The organism is Lentzea chajnantorensis, from assembly GCF_054300775.1.
Genome location: NZ_JBSDZT010000002.1, coordinates 6,116,687 through 6,133,115, shown reverse-complemented (window position 1 = coordinate 6,133,115; position 16,429 = coordinate 6,116,687). Strand labels below are relative to the sequence as shown.

15 protein-coding genes are annotated in these 16,429 nt (G+C 70.1%); 6 read left to right on the top strand and 9 right to left on the bottom strand.

Features of this window, described 5'->3' with window-relative positions:
• Positions 1-27 precede the first annotated feature (27 nt).
• From ACVDFE_RS29945 to ACVDFE_RS29930, 4 genes are all read right to left on the bottom strand, one after another.
• Entirely contained in the window at positions 28-783 is a 756-nt protein-coding gene (locus tag ACVDFE_RS29945; RefSeq protein ID WP_360384767.1) for an ESX secretion-associated protein EspG, read from the bottom strand.
• Positions 780-2,429 (bottom strand): PPE domain-containing protein, encoded by a 1,650-nt coding sequence (locus tag ACVDFE_RS29940; RefSeq protein WP_458432780.1) that lies wholly within the window; start codon positions 2,427-2,429, stop codon positions 780-782. The genes ACVDFE_RS29945 and ACVDFE_RS29940 overlap by 4 nt, the downstream gene beginning before the upstream one ends.
• Positions 2,430-2,472: 43 nt before the next feature.
• Positions 2,473-2,853 carry a hypothetical protein gene (locus tag ACVDFE_RS29935; protein WP_360384763.1) on the bottom strand — a complete coding sequence of 127 codons (381 nt, stop codon included), beginning with the start codon at positions 2,851-2,853 and terminating at the stop codon, positions 2,473-2,475.
• 342 nt (positions 2,854-3,195) lie between these two features.
• Positions 3,196-3,957 carry an ESX secretion-associated protein EspG gene (locus ACVDFE_RS29930; RefSeq protein ID WP_360384761.1) on the bottom strand — a complete coding sequence of 254 codons (762 nt, stop codon included), beginning with the start codon at positions 3,955-3,957 and terminating at the stop codon, positions 3,196-3,198.
• 427 nt (positions 3,958-4,384) lie between these two features.
• Here ACVDFE_RS29930 and ACVDFE_RS29925 point away from each other — a divergent pair, with 427 nt between their 5' ends.
• Positions 4,385-5,962: an MFS transporter gene (locus ACVDFE_RS29925; protein WP_360384759.1), complete on the top strand. Its 1,578-nt coding sequence runs from the start codon at positions 4,385-4,387 to the stop codon at positions 5,960-5,962.
• Positions 5,963-6,103: 141 nt separating this feature from the next.
• On the opposite strand, the gene ACVDFE_RS29920 is transcribed toward ACVDFE_RS29925, so the two are convergent.
• On the bottom strand, positions 6,104-7,045 hold the full coding sequence (locus ACVDFE_RS29920) for a LysR family transcriptional regulator (protein WP_360384757.1): 942 nt from the start codon (positions 7,043-7,045) through the stop codon (positions 6,104-6,106).
• A gap of 107 nt (positions 7,046-7,152) precedes the next feature.
• Here ACVDFE_RS29920 and ACVDFE_RS29915 point away from each other — a divergent pair, with 107 nt between their 5' ends.
• Positions 7,153-8,529: an aminopeptidase P family protein gene (locus tag ACVDFE_RS29915; protein WP_458432779.1), complete on the top strand. Its 1,377-nt coding sequence runs from the start codon at positions 7,153-7,155 to the stop codon at positions 8,527-8,529.
• 63 nt (positions 8,530-8,592) lie between these two features.
• Here ACVDFE_RS29915 and glpK (ACVDFE_RS29910) read toward each other — a convergent pair whose 3' ends face one another.
• Together glpK (ACVDFE_RS29910) and ACVDFE_RS29905 are read right to left on the bottom strand one after the other, a co-directional pair.
• On the bottom strand, positions 8,593-10,086 hold the full coding sequence (gene glpK, locus ACVDFE_RS29910) for a glycerol kinase GlpK (protein ID WP_360384996.1): 1,494 nt from the start codon (positions 10,084-10,086) through the stop codon (positions 8,593-8,595).
• 25 nt (positions 10,087-10,111) lie between these two features.
• Positions 10,112-10,876 (bottom strand): IclR family transcriptional regulator, encoded by a 765-nt coding sequence (locus ACVDFE_RS29905; RefSeq protein WP_360384753.1) that lies wholly within the window; start codon positions 10,874-10,876, stop codon positions 10,112-10,114.
• 243 nt (positions 10,877-11,119) lie between these two features.
• Between ACVDFE_RS29905 and ACVDFE_RS29900 the strand changes: the two genes are divergently transcribed.
• The 4 genes from ACVDFE_RS29900 to ACVDFE_RS29885 are packed head-to-tail and all read left to right on the top strand — an operon-like array spanning position 11,120 to position 15,378.
• Positions 11,120-11,875, top strand: a complete 756-nt coding sequence (locus ACVDFE_RS29900; protein WP_360384751.1) for an MIP/aquaporin family protein — start codon at positions 11,120-11,122, stop codon at positions 11,873-11,875.
• Positions 11,876-11,908: 33 nt separating this feature from the next.
• Positions 11,909-13,426, top strand: a complete 1,518-nt coding sequence (gene glpK, locus ACVDFE_RS29895) for a glycerol kinase GlpK (protein WP_458432778.1) — start codon at positions 11,909-11,911, stop codon at positions 13,424-13,426.
• Between the two features lie 22 nt (positions 13,427-13,448).
• A complete protein-coding gene (gene glpD / locus ACVDFE_RS29890) occupies positions 13,449-15,059 on the top strand; it encodes a glycerol-3-phosphate dehydrogenase (RefSeq protein ID WP_458432777.1) in 1,611 nt (536 codons plus the stop codon).
• 22 nt (positions 15,060-15,081) lie between these two features.
• Positions 15,082-15,378, top strand: coding sequence for a hypothetical protein (locus ACVDFE_RS29885; protein ID WP_360384745.1), 297 nt, complete (start codon positions 15,082-15,084; stop codon positions 15,376-15,378).
• 5 nt (positions 15,379-15,383) lie between these two features.
• Here the strand turns inward: ACVDFE_RS29885 and ACVDFE_RS29880 are convergent, their stop codons facing one another.
• Together ACVDFE_RS29880 and ACVDFE_RS29875 are read right to left on the bottom strand one after the other, a co-directional pair.
• Complete coding sequence (locus tag ACVDFE_RS29880; RefSeq protein ID WP_458432776.1) at positions 15,384-15,560, bottom strand: DUF397 domain-containing protein; 177 nt, start codon at positions 15,558-15,560, stop codon at positions 15,384-15,386.
• A complete protein-coding gene (locus ACVDFE_RS29875; RefSeq protein WP_458432775.1) occupies positions 15,535-16,386 on the bottom strand; it encodes a helix-turn-helix domain-containing protein in 852 nt (283 codons plus the stop codon). Before ACVDFE_RS29875 ends, ACVDFE_RS29880 begins: the two co-directional genes overlap by 26 nt.
• Between the last annotated feature and the right edge of the window lie 43 nt (positions 16,387-16,429).

The window sequence follows — 16,429 nt, the reverse complement described above, 5'->3', positions numbered from 1 at the left end:
GCGGCGGTTCAACTGAGACGCGTCAGATCACGCGAGCACAGCGTTGATACGGGTTGCGATGCGGTCGTTGTCGGTCGGCGAGAGGCTCAGCCAGCCGTCCGAGTTGACCATCAGGTAACGGCCCTGGTGGGTGTCGAACCAGTTGATGACGACACCCGACCGCTCCCGGCCGAGGGTGACGCCGAACTGGCCACCCGCGACGCGGTTCGAGGCCAGCTCGTCGAACTGCTTGGCGTCCTGGGCGGACAGACCGGCCTGCCGCAGCGCCTCCTGGTCGTCCACCCCGCCCTCGCCGAACAGGTCGTCCGCGGACTTGGCCCCTTCGGTCTCCTGCAGCGCCACGGCGTCCTGCAGCGACTGGACCCGCACGTTCACCGCCGTGCCCGGACCGGGCACGGCGTCGGGCAGGACCTTGACGATCTCGCGGGCGATGCCGGTCTCCCGGATTCCGAGCAGCCCCACCCGGTCGTCGTCGATGATCGCGAGCGCGGCGCGCTCGCCGTTCGAGACGGCGAGCGCCCGCACCGTGCGGTCGAGTCCGGCCACGGCGTCCACGGACACCCGGTGGTCGTCGAGCAGCCGCAGATGACCTTCGAGGCGCTCGTTGTCGACGAGACCGCGCGAGCGCAGGTCCTCGAGCGTCCTCTCGGTCAGCACACGGCGTTCCTGCTCCGTCGCGCCCTCGCTGGGCACGTCCAGCGGGTAGGGCACGCTGCCGAGGTCCAGCGCGTGCCACAGGACGTCGAACTCGCGCGGCGTGAGCAGGAACTCAGGCGTGATCACGCGGGCTCTGCCCCCTTCGGCTTCTTGACCTTCGCGGCACCGATCACCGACGGGGGCAGGTTCTCACCGGGGACCTCGAACAGGTCGCCGCCCATGATGAAGCTGGCGGAGCGGTGTTCCTTGTCCTCTTCGCCCCTGCCGCCGCCGCCCGGAGCGCCACCCATCGGCGCGCCCGCACCCATGCCGGCACCGGCCGCCGCGGCGCTACCGGGACCCATGCCCATCGGCATGCCGCCGCGGGCCGCGTTCTGGACACCCGCCGCGCCACCGGACTGCATCGCGCCACCGGCACCCGCGGTACCACCCGCGCCACCGCCGAACGCACCGCCGCCGGCGCCACCACCGCCACCCGCGCCCATCTGCGGGGTGTACGGCATCGGGCCGCCCTTCATGCCGCCACCGCCACCGGCTCCGCCGCCACCGCCGGCTCCACCGCCCGCACCGCCGGGGCCGTTGTAGCCGGGCGCGGTGGGCGTGTACGCCGCGGGACCCTTGGGGTTCTGCGGCGTGTAGCCGGGGTTCTGCGGGGTGTAGTTCGGGTTCGCGATGTCCCTGCCGACCACCGGGGTCCTGGGGATGTTCTGGTTCTGGCCGCCGCCGGGCCTGGCGGTGCCGGTGCCGCCGAGCTGCGGCGTGTAGCCCGGCGCGGTCGGGGTGTAGCTGCCGCCGCCGCCACCGCTGCCGCTCGGGTACGTGTTGCCGGAGTTGCCACCCAGCTGCGGGGTGTAGCCCGGCGCGGTCGGCGTGTACGCCGCCGAGGTGTTGGTGCTCGTGTTGCCGGGGTTGTAGCCGGGCATCTGCGGCGTGTAGTTCGCGCCGGCGCCACCGCCACCGCCGTTTCCGGCACCGGTGTAGCCGGGCGCGGTCGGCGTGTAGGCCGCTGCGGCGGGCTGGGTCCCGGTCGTGGTGCCGGCTCCGGTTCCGGCACCCGCGGGGGACGGGGGAGCGGCCACACCGGCACCGCTCTGCGCGTGCGTCGCCGTGAGAGCGTCCGCGTTGCCGTTGAGCGTGGGCACGTCTCCCATGCGCCGCACCGCCATCACCGGCTGCTCGACCTGGCCGGTGTTCGGGTTGAACGGCGGCTTGAAGGTCGGGGTCGTCGAGTCGATCTGACGGGAGTTGTTCTCCATGTCCGTCATCACGGTGACGGCCTGCTCGTGCGCCGCGCGCGAGGCGGCGTTGGCCAGCGCGATGTCCGCTGAGGCCAGCACGAACGCGGGCGTGCCCGGCTGCGACAGCGCGGCCGCCGCCTTGTTCCAGTCGAACTGGACGGGCTGGGGCATCTGCGCGCGGGCGTTCTCCATGACGCGGCCCTGGTCCGCGACCTTGGCGCCGACCTCGACCGCGGTGCGAGCGGTCTCGTCGACCCAGTCCCCGAGCTTCTTCATCGCGGCTCGGGCGGCCTCGGCGGCGTCACCGGTCCACCTGGACTCCGACGCCGCGATGACCGAGTTGATGGTGCGCGACGCCTCGGTCAGCTCGGTGCCGTACTTGCCCCAGTCGGAGCTGATCTGGCCGGCTTGACCGGGGTCGTTGTTGTTGTGCACCGCGGCGTACAGCTCTTGGTGCGAACGAGACGCCCAGTTCTGCGGGTCCGTGAGGACCGGGACGTTCTCGATGTCGCTCGGGACGGTCTCGGGGGGCATGACCGGCTCGCCTCTCACGTCGTTGGGTCAACTGGCCACAAGATCAGCTGTTGCCCATGTGCTTCTTCAGTTCGGCCTGCTGGTCCTCGTCGAGGCGGGTGAAGTTCTCGATCGCCTCGACGATCGAGTTCTTCGTCTGCTCGAGAACCGTGCGGTACGCGGTCATGACGCTGACGAACGAGTACTGCTCGCCGTCCGCGCGGTGGGTGAACTTGTCGCGCATCTTGTCGCCGACCGGGTTCGCTCCGAGCGGAGCCGGGCGGGCGATGCTGCTGGTCGCGCGTTCGATCCAGGAGTCGACCTGGTCTATCTGGGCCTGGAACTGCTTGCGGAGCTCCTCACCCGCTGCCGGGTCGAGCTGAACCTGCCCCGAGGAGACGGTCTCGCCGAGCGGGACAGCCTCTTTGTCACCGACGATGTACATGCGGGCAGTATCGGGGGTCTTTTCGCACATCGCGCGTTCCGTTCCAGGCCTGTCCCAATTGAGACTTGTCCGCGCAAAGCGTTGCAGTGGAGGGAAACCGCCGGCTCCAGATGAACGGACTGTAACAAGCATGTCGTTTCCGCAGGTTGTGGAAGCGCTCTCGGGACGTTGCCCGCTCGGGCTTTCGATCTCCGTCCACGCCATCGGATCTGCCCTCGACAGGGCCGGTGTGACCGAAGTCACAGTGGTCTGAATGTGTGATTTAGGGCTGTCTTGAGGTTAGCGGAACGCGGGCGTTCCCGTGGAAGCCCGACTTGCCCGATCCGATCAGACCGCGGCCGGTCACGTCAGCACGGAGTCGATCCGCATGGCGATCCGGTCGTTGTCGGTGGGGGACAGGCTGAGCCACCCGTCGGAGCGGACCATGAGGTAGCGGCCCTGGTGGGTGTCGAACCAGTTGATCACCACGTCGGCGCGGTGCCGGCCGTGCGTCACGCCGAACTGGCCGCCTGCCACGCGGTTCGCCGCGAGCTCGTCCATCTGGCGCGCGTCCTGCGCTGACAACCCCGCCCTGAGCAGTGCCTGGCGGTCGTCGAGCTCGTCGTCCGCCGCACCCCACGGGTCCTCGGACTCCTCGTCCTGCTCGGCTTCCTGCAGCGCCACGGCCTGCTGCAACGTCTCCAGCCGCACCGACAGCGCGCTGCCGGGTCCGGCAACGCCGTGGGGCAGGACCCGCACGATCTCGCGGGCCAGCGCGGTGGGCCTGATCTCGGACAGGCCGACGGCGTCACCGTCGATCACGGCCAGCACGCCCTCGTTGCCGTCGGAGGCGGCCAGCGCCCGCACGGTCCGGTCGAGCCCGGCGACGGCGTCCACGGACACGTCGTGCTCGCCGAGCAGGCGCATCAGGTCCTCGAGCCGCGCGTCATCGGCGAGCCCGCGCCTCCGCAGGTCCGCGATCGTCCGTTCCTGCAACGCTGTGAGCTCGCTCGCGGTAGCTCCTTCGCTGGGCACGTCGAGCGGGTACGGCATTCTGCCGAGCCGCAGCGTCTGCCACAGCACCTCGAACTCGCGGGTCGACAGCAAGTACTCGGGCGTGATCACGAGTGCTCGGAACCTTTCTGCTCTGCCTGCGTTGCGCGCAGTATCGAGCAGGAACGGCTCGGGCGTTCATCATTGTGGGGTTGCGTACCCGGTTGAGACGGAATGTTCACGATCCGCCGCACTGCCCGCATTCGGCCCGCTTCCGTGTCGCCAGGCCTGGGAAGCCCGCGTGAGACCAGGGTCTGGGAGCGCTGCCAAGTCGCGCTCCGTGTCGACGCGAACTGGTTGCTCGTCGATTCCGGCGGGGTGCTTCAGGTGAGTCGTAGTGATGCAAATCACATCCATTTGGGGGGTCGCCGATACGAACCCGTTAGCGACAACGGGGGTGCCCGAATCTCATTTCTCGTGCGTTTGATGATTTCAGCGCAAACCGAAGGTGTTGTCCTGGCGGTCGGCGACCCGCACCCGCAGGTGTGAAGATCGGAGCGTGACCGTCTCCGCGTGGGCGCCCCTGCGCCGCAGCGCCTTCCGGGCCCTGTGGCTGGCCCAGTTCGCCAGCAACATCGGAACGTGGGCGCAGACCGTCGGCGCCCAGTGGCTCATGGGCGACCTGGGCGGCAGCGCACTGCAGGTCGCGCTCGTCCAGACGGCCACCACCCTGCCGGTGTTCCTGCTGGTGGTGCCCTCCGGCGCGCTCGGCGACATCCTCGACCGCCGCCGGGTCCTGCTCGCGGGCCAGGCGCTCATGCTGGCAGGCGCCGCCGGGTTGATGCTGCTCACCGGCACCGACCGGGCGACCCCGTCGAGCCTGCTCGCGCTGCTCGCACTGATGGCGATGGGCCAGGCGCTGTCGATGCCGTCGTTCCAGGCGATCCAGCCGGAGCTGGTCAGCCGCGAGGAGATCCCGCAGGCCGCGCTGCTCAACGGCGTCAACATGAACGTCGGCCGCGCCATCGGCCCCGCGCTCGGCGGTCTGCTGATCGCCTTGGCCGGTCCGGAGGCGACGTTCGCGTTCAACACCGTGTCGTTCCTGGGCGTGCTGATCGTCCTGGCCCGCTGGCGCCGCCCGTCCGACCACCGTCCACTCGGGACCGAGCACATCGCCACCGCCGTGCGCACCGGTGCCCGTTACGTGGCCAGCTCACCGCTGTTCCGCCGGGTGCTCACCCGGCTGCTGGTGTTCATCGTCTTCGGCAGCGGGCTGTGGGCCCTGCTGCCCGCCATCGCCCGCGGCCCCCTGGGTCTCGACGCCGGCGGCTACGGCGTCCTGCTCGGCAGCGTCGGCGCGGGGGCGATCGGTGGCGCCTTCGTCGTGCCGAAACTGTTGCAGCGCATGAGCAAGAACAGCATGGTGCTGGGCGCCACGCTGGTCTACGCGCTGGCCACGAGCACCTCGGTGCTGGTCGGCAGCTTCCCGCTGGTCATCGTCGCGATGCTGCTGACCGGTGCCTGCTGGATCGCCACCCTGTCGACCTTCAACGCCATCGCCCAGGTCCTGCTCCCCGCCTGGACCAGGGCTCGCGCGCTCGCCTACTACCAGCTGATCCTGATGGGCGGCCAGGCCCTCGGCGCCGTCCTGTGGGGCACCGTCGCCGACGTCTACGGCCTGCACCCCGCCATGATCGTCCCCGCGGTGGCGATGGCCGTGCTGGCACTGGTCGCCACCCGCTGGTGGCCCCTGATCGACCGCCCGCTCGACGTCACCCCCGCCACCTACTGGAACGAACCGCCCCAGCTCGACGACACCGACGCGGGTCCGGTCCTGGTCACCGTCGAATGGCCCGTCGCCCCCGAGAACCACGACCGGTTCGTCGACGCCATGCAGAAGGTCGGCCGCGCCCGCCGCCGCACCGGGGCGACGATGTGGGGGCTGTTCCGCGACACCGAGCAGCCGGACGTGTTCCTGGAGACGTTCACCGTGGCCACCTGGCAGGAGCACCTGCGGCAGCACCTGGAGCGCGGGACCGTCGTGGACCAGCAGAACCAGGGGATCGCCCGTGAGCTGGCGCGCGAGGAGCCGCGGGTGCGGCACCTGCTGTTCGCGCAGCCCACGAAGCCGGAGTGAGACGCTCCCATAGTGGCAGGCTATGCCGAGTAGAGATGCTCCCCGGCCGGCGGGCGGTGTGACGCTACCGAACACCTCACACCCCTGCGGAGGACCTCGATGCGATCAGCCGCCTCGTACGCGTTGAGCAGTACGGCTGGCTCAGCTCGCTGTGAGGGCCGCGCCGCGTTCCTCCCACCACGGCCGGAACGCCGGGCTGGCCAGCGCGGCGGCGGCGTACGCCTCCAGCACGTCGGTGAACATGCGGCTGGCCTGGTCCCAGGTCAGCCGCTCCCGCCGCCAGCAGAACACCACCCTCAGCCGCATCGGCGCCCCCGCCAACGGCCGCACGGTCACGCCCTGTCCGCCCCGCGAGGTCGGCTCGACCAGCTGCACCGCCTTGCCCGCCGCGATCAGCTGCCGTCCGGCACCGCTGGGCACCTCGAACCGGATCTTCGGCACGAACCCGACGGCCCGGCAGGCCGCGCGCAACGCCGTCAGCGACCCGTCCTCGGCACCCGGCGGCCCCACCCACGCCTCACCGGCGAGGTCCGCCAGCTCGACTTCGGACCGAGAGGCCAACGGGTGGGAGGCGGGCAATGCGATGTGCACGGGCACCCACGGCACCACGACCCGTTGCGCCACGCCGCGTGGCAAGCCCAGGTCGCCGTCCTCGTCGACCGCGATCACGGCGGCGTCGAGGTGGCCGTTGGCCAACGCCAGCGCAAGGCCCGTGGACGACGGATCGACGTGCAGCGTGACGTCCTCCAGCGCTTCCTCCAGGCGCGTGTACAACCTCGTGACGCACTCCATGTGCACGGAACCGAACCGCACCGGCCCGCCACGACCGGCCACGGACGCACCGAACGCGTCCAGCTCCACCAGCAGCAACCGCGCGCGTTGCAGCATCTGCGCACCCAGCGGTGTGGGCTCCGCGCCGGCCCGTCCTCGGTCGAACAACCGGCCTCCGACCAGGCGTTCCACCCGTTGCAGCAGGGTGGTGAGGGACGGCTGGGAGATGCCGAGCTGGGTCGCCGCGCGGGAGAGGCTGCCCGCGTCGCCGATGGCGCAGATGGCCCGCAGGTGGCGGATCTCCAGTTCCATAGGACGAGGCTATCTCCAAGTCGGATGGGCGGAAGCCCTCCGTTCGGCGGAGGCTGTGGGAAAACAGACCCCCGGAAGGACGAGAATTGGCCCGCACACGCCGTGACATGGCGAAACTGGTGGACGCGGACGGTTTCCGCACCTACATCCGCGACGGCTGGGGCGAGTGGGACAACCCCATCGACCTCCCGGCGGGCGCGAAGGAGGCCGCGGCGCAGCACCGGGCCAAGCTCGCCGCGCAGCTCCCCGGCCGGCGCATCGCCCTCGCCGCCGGACGCGCCCACGTGCGTTCGAACGACACGTTCCACGAGTTCCGCGCGGACAGCGACTTCGTGTGGCTGACCGGCTGCCAGGTCGAGGGCGCGGTCGTCGTGGTCGAGAACGACGACGCCACGCTGTTCGTGCCGACGCCGTCCGAGCCGCACACCGTGGACTTCTTCGGTGACGCGGACCGCAGCCCATTCTGGATCGGTGCCGCGGCGGGCACGAAGGAGTGGTCCGAGGCCCTCGACCTCACCGTGCGCCCGATCGAGGACCTGCCGCGCGCGCTCCAGGGCCGCCACCCCGAGACGCTCACCGCCAAGGGCGTCGACCCGCTGCTGGACGCGCTCACCGGCTCGCACAGCGACGAGCTGCGGACCGTGCTGTCCGAGCTGCGGCGGATCAAGGACGACTGGGAGGTCGACCAGCTCCGCCAGGCCGTGGACGCCACGGTCAGGGGCTTCCTCGACGTCGCGGGCGAGCTCGGCCAGGCCGTGCGCGGCGGGGGAGAGCGCTGGTTGCAGGGCACGTTCGACCGCCGCGCGCGCACGGAGGGCAACGGGCCCGGATACACCTCCATCGTCGCGTCCGGACCGCACGCCCCGGTGCTGCACTGGACCCGCTGCGACGGCAAGGTGAGCGACGCCGACCTGCTGCTGCTCGACGCCGGCGTGGAGACCAAGACCCTCTACACCGCCGACGTCACCCGCACGCTGCCGGTCGGCGGCGAGTTCAGCGCGGCCCAGCGCCAGGTGTACGACCTCGTGCTCAGGTCGCACGTCGCCGCGCTCGCGGAAATCAAGCCGGGCAACGACTACAGCGCTTTCCACCACACCGCCATGCGCGTGCTCGCCGAGGGCCTGCACGACTGGGGCCTGCTGCCGGTGAGCGTCGACAAGGCGCTCGACCCGTCCGGCCAGCACCACCGCCGCTACATCGTCTGCGGCACCGGGCACTTCCTCGGCCTGGACGTGCACGACTGCGCCGACGCCCGTCAGGAGACCTACCAGCAGGGCATCCTCGAACGCGGCATGGCGCTGACCGTCGAGCCGGGCCTGTACTTCCACCCGAACGACGAGACGCTGCCGCCGGAGCTGCGCGGCATCGGCGTGCGGCTGGAGGACGACCTGGTCGTGACCGGCGACGGCGCCGACGTCCTGTCGGACGCGCTGCCGATCGACGCGGACGAGATCGCGGCCTGGGTGCGGTCAAACCGCGCCTAGCCCCCTGCTGTTGGAGCATCTGCAAGTACTACCAACGTGGTGGTTGGCAGTACTTGCAGATGCCTAAGCGGACGGGGTCGAGCGGGCCCAGGCGAACGTCAGTTCCACGGCCCGCTTCCAGTTCGCGTACTCGTTCTCCCGGTGCGCCGCGTCCATCACGGGGTTCCACCGCGCGGCCAGGTGCCAGTTGCGCCGCAACCCCTCCAGGTCCGGCCAGTAGCCGGAGGCGAGCCCGGCGGCGTAGGCCGCGCCCAGCGACACGGTCTCGGCCACCAGCGGCCGCATCACCGGGATGTCCAGCACGTCCGCGAGGAACTGCATCAGCAGGTGGTCGGCGGTCATGCCGCCGTCCACCTTGAGCACCGGCGTGGGCGCGCCCAGGTCGGCGTTCATCGCGTCGACCACCTCACGCGTCTGCCACCCGGTCGCCTCCAGCACCGCCCGCGCCAGGTGCCCCTTGTTGATGTACGACGTCAAGCCGACGACGATCCCACGCGCCTGTGCGAGCCAGTGCGGCGCGAACAACCCGGAGAACGCCGGCACGATGTAGCAGCCGCCGTTGTCCTTCACCGTGCGGGCCAGCGTCTCGATCTCCGGCGCGGAGTGGATCAGGCCGAGGTTGTCGCGGAACCACTGCACGAGCGACCCGGCGACGGCGATCGAGCCCTCCAGCGCGTACGTCGGCTCACCACCGATCTGGTACCCGATCGTGGTCAGCAGGCCGTGCTTCGACCGCACCAGCTCGGTGCCGGTGTTCATCAGCAGGAACCCACCGGTGCCGTACGTGCCCTTGATCGAGCCCTTCTCGAAGCACGTCTGCCCGAACAGCGCCGCGTGCTGGTCGCCCAGCGCCGCCGTGATCGGGATGCCCGGCACCACCCGCGCCGTCACACCGGAGATCTCCGACGACGGCCGGATCTCCGGCAGCATCGCCGCGGGCACGCCGAAGAAGTCCAGCAGCATCGGGTCCCACTGGCGGGTGCTGAGGTTCATCAGCATCGTGCGGGACGCGTTGGTCACGTCGGTGACGTGCAGGCCGCCGTTCACACCGCCGGTGAGGTTCCAGATCAGCCAGGTGTCCATCGTCCCGAACAGCACGTCACCGCGGGACGCCCGCTCGCGCACGCCCGGCACGGTGTCGAGCAGCCACCGCAGCGACGGCGCCGAGAAGTAGGTCGCGAGCGGCAGGCCGCAGCGTTCGCGGACCTCCTCGATGCCCGGCTGCCCCTCCAGTCGCGCGACGAGCTCCTCGGTGCGGATGTCCTCCCACACGATCGCGCGTCCCACCGGGACACCGGTGTGCCGGTCCCACGCCACGAACGTCTCGCGCTGGTTCGTGATGCCCAGCGCCACGACCTGGTCGGCGGTGATCCCCGCCTGCCGCAACGCCTGCGGCATGATCCGGTCGACGTTGCGCCAGATCTCCACGGCGTCCTGCTCGACCCAGCCCGGCCGCGGGCGGTACTGGCGGTGCTCGCGCTGGGCGACCGCGACCAGGCGGGCGTTCTGGTCGAACACGATGCACCGGGTCGACGTCGTGCCCTGGTCGATCGCCATCACGAAGCGTTGCACGCCGGTCCTCTCAGTTCTCGTCGACCAGTGAGGTGGTGACCGCGTCGGCGGCCTGCACGACCTGGCGCACCAGCGCCGTGCGCGGCCGGCCGGTGGAGTCGCAGAGCCGGTCCACGGCGCCGGAGATGCCGATCGCGCCGACCACGAGGCCGCCGGGGATGCGGATCGGCGCGGCGATGCTCGCCTCACCCGGCATGTACTCCTCCGCCTCGCCCGCCCAGCCCTGCGCGCGCACCTCGGTCAGCACCCGCTCCAACGCCTGCGTGCGCGTGATCGTGCGGCGGGTCAGCGACGTCAGCTCCCGTTTGCGCGCGGCCGCCGACAGGTCCGGGTCGTAGGCGAGCAGCACCTTGCCCAGCGCGGTCGCGTGCAACGGCAGCATCGCGCCGATGCCGAGCGTCTGCACCGAGTCGTCCGGGCGGAACACGTGGTGCACGACGAGCACGGCGCCGTCGTGGTGCATGCCGATCCGCACCTCCTGACCCGAGCGCGCGGCGAGCGTGTCGGCCCAGTTGATCGATCGGGAACGCAGCTCGTTCGCGTCGAGGTAGCTCGTCCCGAGGTGCAGCAGGGCGGCGCCGAGCCGGTAGCGGCCGGTCGCGGAGTCCTGCTCGACGAACTCGACCCGTTGCAGCGTGCGGAGAATCCCGTGCGCGGTGCCGCGGGCCAGACCGAGCGAGGCGGCTATCTCCGTGAGACCGTGGTGGCCGGACCCGCGCGCGAGAAGCCGCAGCACGGCTGCGGCGCGTTCGATCGACTGGATGGGTCCCGGCACGCGAGCAACGTAATTGAGACGACCCGTGTCGGCAATGTCGAACGGCTACGACCCGCGTCACCGCTGGACACGCGCCTGAAACACCTTGTCTGAGCGCAGCGTGACCGGTCGGTCACAGCAGTGCACCCGGTCGGTGTCGACATTGTCGAACAGCACCCGTTGAGCAGGCGTGACGCGGGTCATTACGTTCCGCGGCAGTCACCACGGGGTGATCAGCCGTTCAAGGACGAATGGGAGGCCAGCGTGGGTCTCGGGACAGTGTTCCTCAGCGAGGTGCTCGGTACGGGCATCCTGCTGTTGCTGGGTGCGGGCGTGGTGGCCAACGTGCTGCTCGCCAAGTCGAAGGGGTTCGACGGCGGCTGGCTGTTGATCAACTTCGGGTGGGGTCTCGCGGTCTTCGCCGGTGTGTACATCGCGTACAAGTCGGGGGCACACCTCAACCCCGCCGTGACGGTCGGCATCCTCACCAGCGGTGCGGCCGAGTTCGCACCCGGTGTGCCGGTCGGCGTCGGCTCGACGCTCGTCTACTTCGCCGGCGAGATGCTCGGCGCGTTCCTCGGTGCTGTCCTCGCGTGGCTGGCCTACAAGCCGCACTTCGACGAGACGCCCGACGAGGGCCTCAAGCTCGCCGTCTTCTCCACGGGCCCGGCGATCCGCAGCTACGCCTGGAACCTGGTGTGCGAGATCATCGGCACGTTCGTCCTGGTCTTCGTGATCCTCGCACTGGGCAAGACCCCGACCCAGCTCGGCCCGCTGGCCGTCGCGATGCTGGTCGTCGGCATCGGTGCCTCCCTCGGCGGCCCCACCGGTTACGCCATCAACCCGGCCCGTGACCTCGGCCCGCGCATCGCGCACGCCATCCTGCCGCTGTCCTACAAGGGCACCGACGGTGAGGCCGTCGGCAAGAAGGACTCCGACTGGGCGTACGCCTGGGTGCCGGTCGTCGGCCCGCTCCTCGGCGGCGCGCTCGCCGGTGTCGTCGCAGCTCTCGCGTTCTGACCGTGTTCTGACCATCCCGAAAGGACAGTTTCGATGACGCAGTACGTCCTCGCCGTCGACCAGGGCACGACCAGCACCAGGGCGATCATCTTCGACCACAGCGGTTCCATCGTCTCCGTGGGCCAGAAGGAGCACGAGCAGATCTTCCCGCGGGCCGGCTGGGTCGAGCACAACCCGGTGGAGATCTCCGAGAACACCCGGTTCGTGATCGGCCAGGCGCTCGCCACGGCCGACCTCAACACGAGCGACATCGCCGCGGTCGGCATCACCAACCAGCGCGAGACCGCCGTCGTGTGGGACAAGAACACCGGGCAGCCGGTCTACAACGCGATCGTCTGGCAGGACACCCGCACCCAGGCCATCGTGGACGAGCTCGGCCGGCTCGGCGGCGGTGGTGACCGCTACAAGGCCAAGGTCGGCCTGCCGCTCGCCACCTACTTCTCCGGCCCGAAGATCCGCTGGATCCTCGACAACGTCGAGGGTGCCCGCGAGCGCGCCGAGGCCGGCGACCTGCTGTTCGGCAACACCGACACGTGGACGCTGTGGAACCTCACCGGCGGCCCCAACGGCGGTGTGCACGCCACCGACGTCACCAACGCGTCGCGGACCATGCTCATGGACCTCGACACGCTGCAGTGGGACGCCACGATCGCCGAGGAGATGGGCATCCCGCTGTCCATGCTCCCGGAGATCAAGTCCTCTTCGGAGGTCTACGGCCACGGCGGCCCCGGCGGCATCCTCAAGGGCGTGCCGATCGCCGGCATCCTGGGCGACCAGCAGGCCGCCACGTTCGGCCAGGCCTGCTACGAGCCGGGCACCGCGAAGAACACCTACGGCACCGGCAACTTCATGCTCCTCAACACGGGCACGGAGAAGGTCGCGTCGAAGAACGGCCTGCTCACCACGGTCTGCTACAAGATCGGCGACGAGGCCCCGGTCTACGCCCTGGAGGGCTCGATCGCGGTCACCGGTTCGCTGGTGCAGTGGCTGCGCGACAACCTCGGCATCATCGGCTCGGCGCCGGAGATCGAGACGCTCGCGAAGTCGGTCGAGGACAACGGTGGCGCGTACTTCGTGCCCGCGTTCTCCGGCCTGTTCGCGCCGTACTGGCGCTCCGACGCCCGCGGTGCGGTCGTCGGCCTCACCCGGTTCGTCAACAAGGGCCACATCGCCCGCGCCGTCCTGGAGGCCACCGCCTTCCAGACGCGCGAGGTCCTCGACGCCATGAACGCCGACTCCGGCGTGCCGCTGACCGAGCTGAAGGTCGACGGCGGCATGGTGGCCAACGAGCTGCTGATGCAGTTCCAGGCCGACGTGCTGGACGTGCCGGTGATCCGGCCGGTCGTCGCCGAGACCACCGCGCTGGGCGCCGCCTACGCCGCCGGTCTCGCGGTGGGCTACTGGTCCTCGCTCGACGAGCTGCGCGCCAACTGGTCCGAGGACAAGCGCTGGGCGCCCGAGATGGACGCCGACGAGCGCGAGCGCCAGTACCGCAACTGGAAGAAGGCCGTGACCAAGTCGTTCGACTGGGTCGACGCCGACGTCCGCTGATTTTCTGCTGAGGGAGTTGAAGGTGTTCGCAAGGCTGGATCCGGCTCGACGTGCCGACTCGCTGGCTGCCCTGGACGGCACCGAGTTCGACGTGCTCGTCGTCGGTGGAGGTGTCGTCGGTGCGGGTGCCGCGTTGGACGCGGCGTCGAGAGGTCTCTCGGTCGCACTGGTCGAGGCCCACGACTGGGCGGCGGGGACGTCGAGCCGGTCCAGCAAGCTCGTCCACGGCGGGCTGCGCTACCTGGAGCAGCTGGAGTTCAAGCTGGTCCGCGAAGCGCTGAAGGAACGCGGGTTGCTGCTGCGCCGGCTCGCACCGCACCTGGTGCGGCCGGTGCCGTTCCTCTTCCCGCTGGAGAAGCAGTGGGAACGCGCCTACGTCGGCGCGGGCGTGCTGCTGTACGACTCGATCGGCGGTGCCGGTGCGGTCCCGATGCACCGGCACCTGTCCCGCAGGCGGATGGCCGAGGTCGCGCCCTCGCTCGACACCTCGGCGTTCGCCGGCGCCATCCGCTACTACGACGCGCAGGTGGACGACGCTCGCCTCGTCACCACGCTGGTGCGCACGGCGGCGCAGCACGGCGCCACCGTGCTGTCCCGCGCCAAGGTCACCTCCTTGCTGCGCAACGGCGGCCGTGTTGCCGGCGCGTCCGTGCGCGACGAGCTGACCGGTGTGACGCACGTGGTGCGCGCGCGGCGCGTGATCAGTGCGACCGGCGTGTGGACCGACTCGCTGAACTCGATGAGCCCCGGCACCCCGCCGTTCCACGTGCGGATGTCGAAGGGCGTCCACGTCCTCGTCCCGCGCGACCGGATCCAGCTCGACGGCGGCCTGATCACGCGCACCGAGAAGAGCGTGCTGTTCGTGATCCCGTGGGGCGCGTACTGGATCATCGGCACCACGGACACGCCCTACGACGGCGACCCGGCCGCGGTGTCGGCGTCCCCCGAGGACGTGTCGTACATCCTCGACCACGTCAACGCCGTGCTGCGCGACAGCGTGTCAGCCGACGACGTCGTCGGCATGTACGCGGGTTTGCGCCCGCTGCTCGACGGCGCGTCCGGCGACACCGCGAAGCTGTCGCGCGAACACGCCGTGGCCCAGCCGGAACCGGGCTTCTTCGTGATCGCGGGCGGCAAGTACACGACCTACCGCGTGATGGCCGCCGACGTCGTCAACGCCGCCGTCGCGGGTCTCGGCAAGGCCGTCGCGCCGTCGCTGACCGCGCGCCTGCCGCTGTGCGGAGCCGTTGGCTTCCAAGAGCTGTGGGCAGACCGGACCCGTGTCGCCGCCGAGTCCGGCCTGTCCGCATCCACTGTGGAGCGACTGCTGCGCCGCTACGGTTCGGCGATCTCCGACGTGCTCGCGCTGGTCTCCCGGGACCCGGTGCTCACCGAGGACGTGGCCGGCCACCTCGCCGCCGAGGTCGTCTACGCCGTGACGCACGAGGGAGCGCTCTCGCTCGACGACGTCCTTGCCAGGCGGACGCGAATCGCGGTGGAACACCTCGACGGCGGCGCCTCGGTCGTCGACCGGGTGGCCGATCTGGTCGCTGGTCCGCTCGGGTGGACCACGGCCGAACGTGATGACGCCGTGCGCGCTTATCGGGAGAGTGCAGAGTTGGCCGCCCACTAGGCGTAGGAGATGTGACGGTGCGATGCAGAGCACGGAGCTGATCGAGAGGTTGCGCCGGGAGGGTGGCTTCCGGCTGTTGCCACTGCTCGGGAACACCGGTCAGGTCGCAGGGGTGCACCTGACCCGGTTCCTGCCCGGCGGCCACCTCGACGTGATCCAGGCGTGGGACGAGCACTGGGCGGTCTACGCCCGGCTGCCCGACGTGCTCGACGCCGCCGCACCGTTCGCGGTGCCGACCGGCGCGACGGCCCAGAGCGGGCCGTTCGCGCGGGTCGTCGCACCGCTGCTGCCGCTGCAGCCAGGTCTCACGGCCCGCTGAGCGGACTACTCGGCGACCCAGCCGACCAGGGCGCGCCAGGCGGGACCGGAGAACGTCAGTTCGGCACCGGTGTTCTTCGAGTCCCGCACGAGCGCGTCCTGGGTCAGCGCGACCTCCACGCAGTCAGTCGAGCCGTTGCCGCCGCTGTAGGTGCTCTTACGCCACGTCCGGTCCTGGGTCATCGGAGTCCTTTCGAAGAGCGCTGATGTACTCCGTCAGCATGCTCTTCGATTGTTCCTCGTCCAAGGCGATAGCATCCAGATGGTCGAACAGCTGCCGTGTGCGCGCGACGGCCGCACGGTCTTGCGCGAACACCTGCACCAGGTCCGACTCGCTGTAGGTGATCGGGTCGGCCTTGTCGAACTCGTACAACGTGGTCTTTCCCTGTAGTGCGACGGCCCGATAGCGGTCGGGCACGATTCGCATGATGTGGGTGTTGAACAGCAGACGCAGGTACTGGTCCTCCATGAGCTTCGCGTCGCCCAGGATTAGTTGCAGTGCAAGCTCGTGGACGTAGAACAAGCATTCCGGGCGGAAGGGGCGTCGGAGGATCGTCTGCCGTTCGATGCGGAGGTCGACGAATTTCTCGACTTCCGCCGGTTCGTGGTATGCGGTGTCGAGGAGGAGCTGGCGCGCGTACTCCCGCGTCTGGAGCAGGCCGGGCGCCTTCAGGACCTCGAAGCTCGTGATCTTCGTGGCCATGGACTCCGTCATGGCCAGCGTGCGCAGGTTGTCAGGAATCTGCGCGTAGTAGGTGTTGAAGGCGTTGGTGTAGCGGCGGCGGAAGGTCTCGATGAAGTCCAGGCTCTGGCCACAGGCCGTGAGGAACTGGACGAGGTCGATCTCGCTCGCCCGCGCCTTGCCGTTCTCGACGTTGGAGACCTTGCTCGGGTCCCACCCCAGCTGGGTCGCGAGCGCGCGGCCCGTCATCGTCGTGTACTTTTCCCGGAGTCGGCGCAGTTCGTCGCCGAGGTCTCGGCTGTAGGCCGTAGAGGTCATCGCGGTCATGCCAAATACGCTATGGCTTGTTTTTGGAACAAGTAATAGCCAC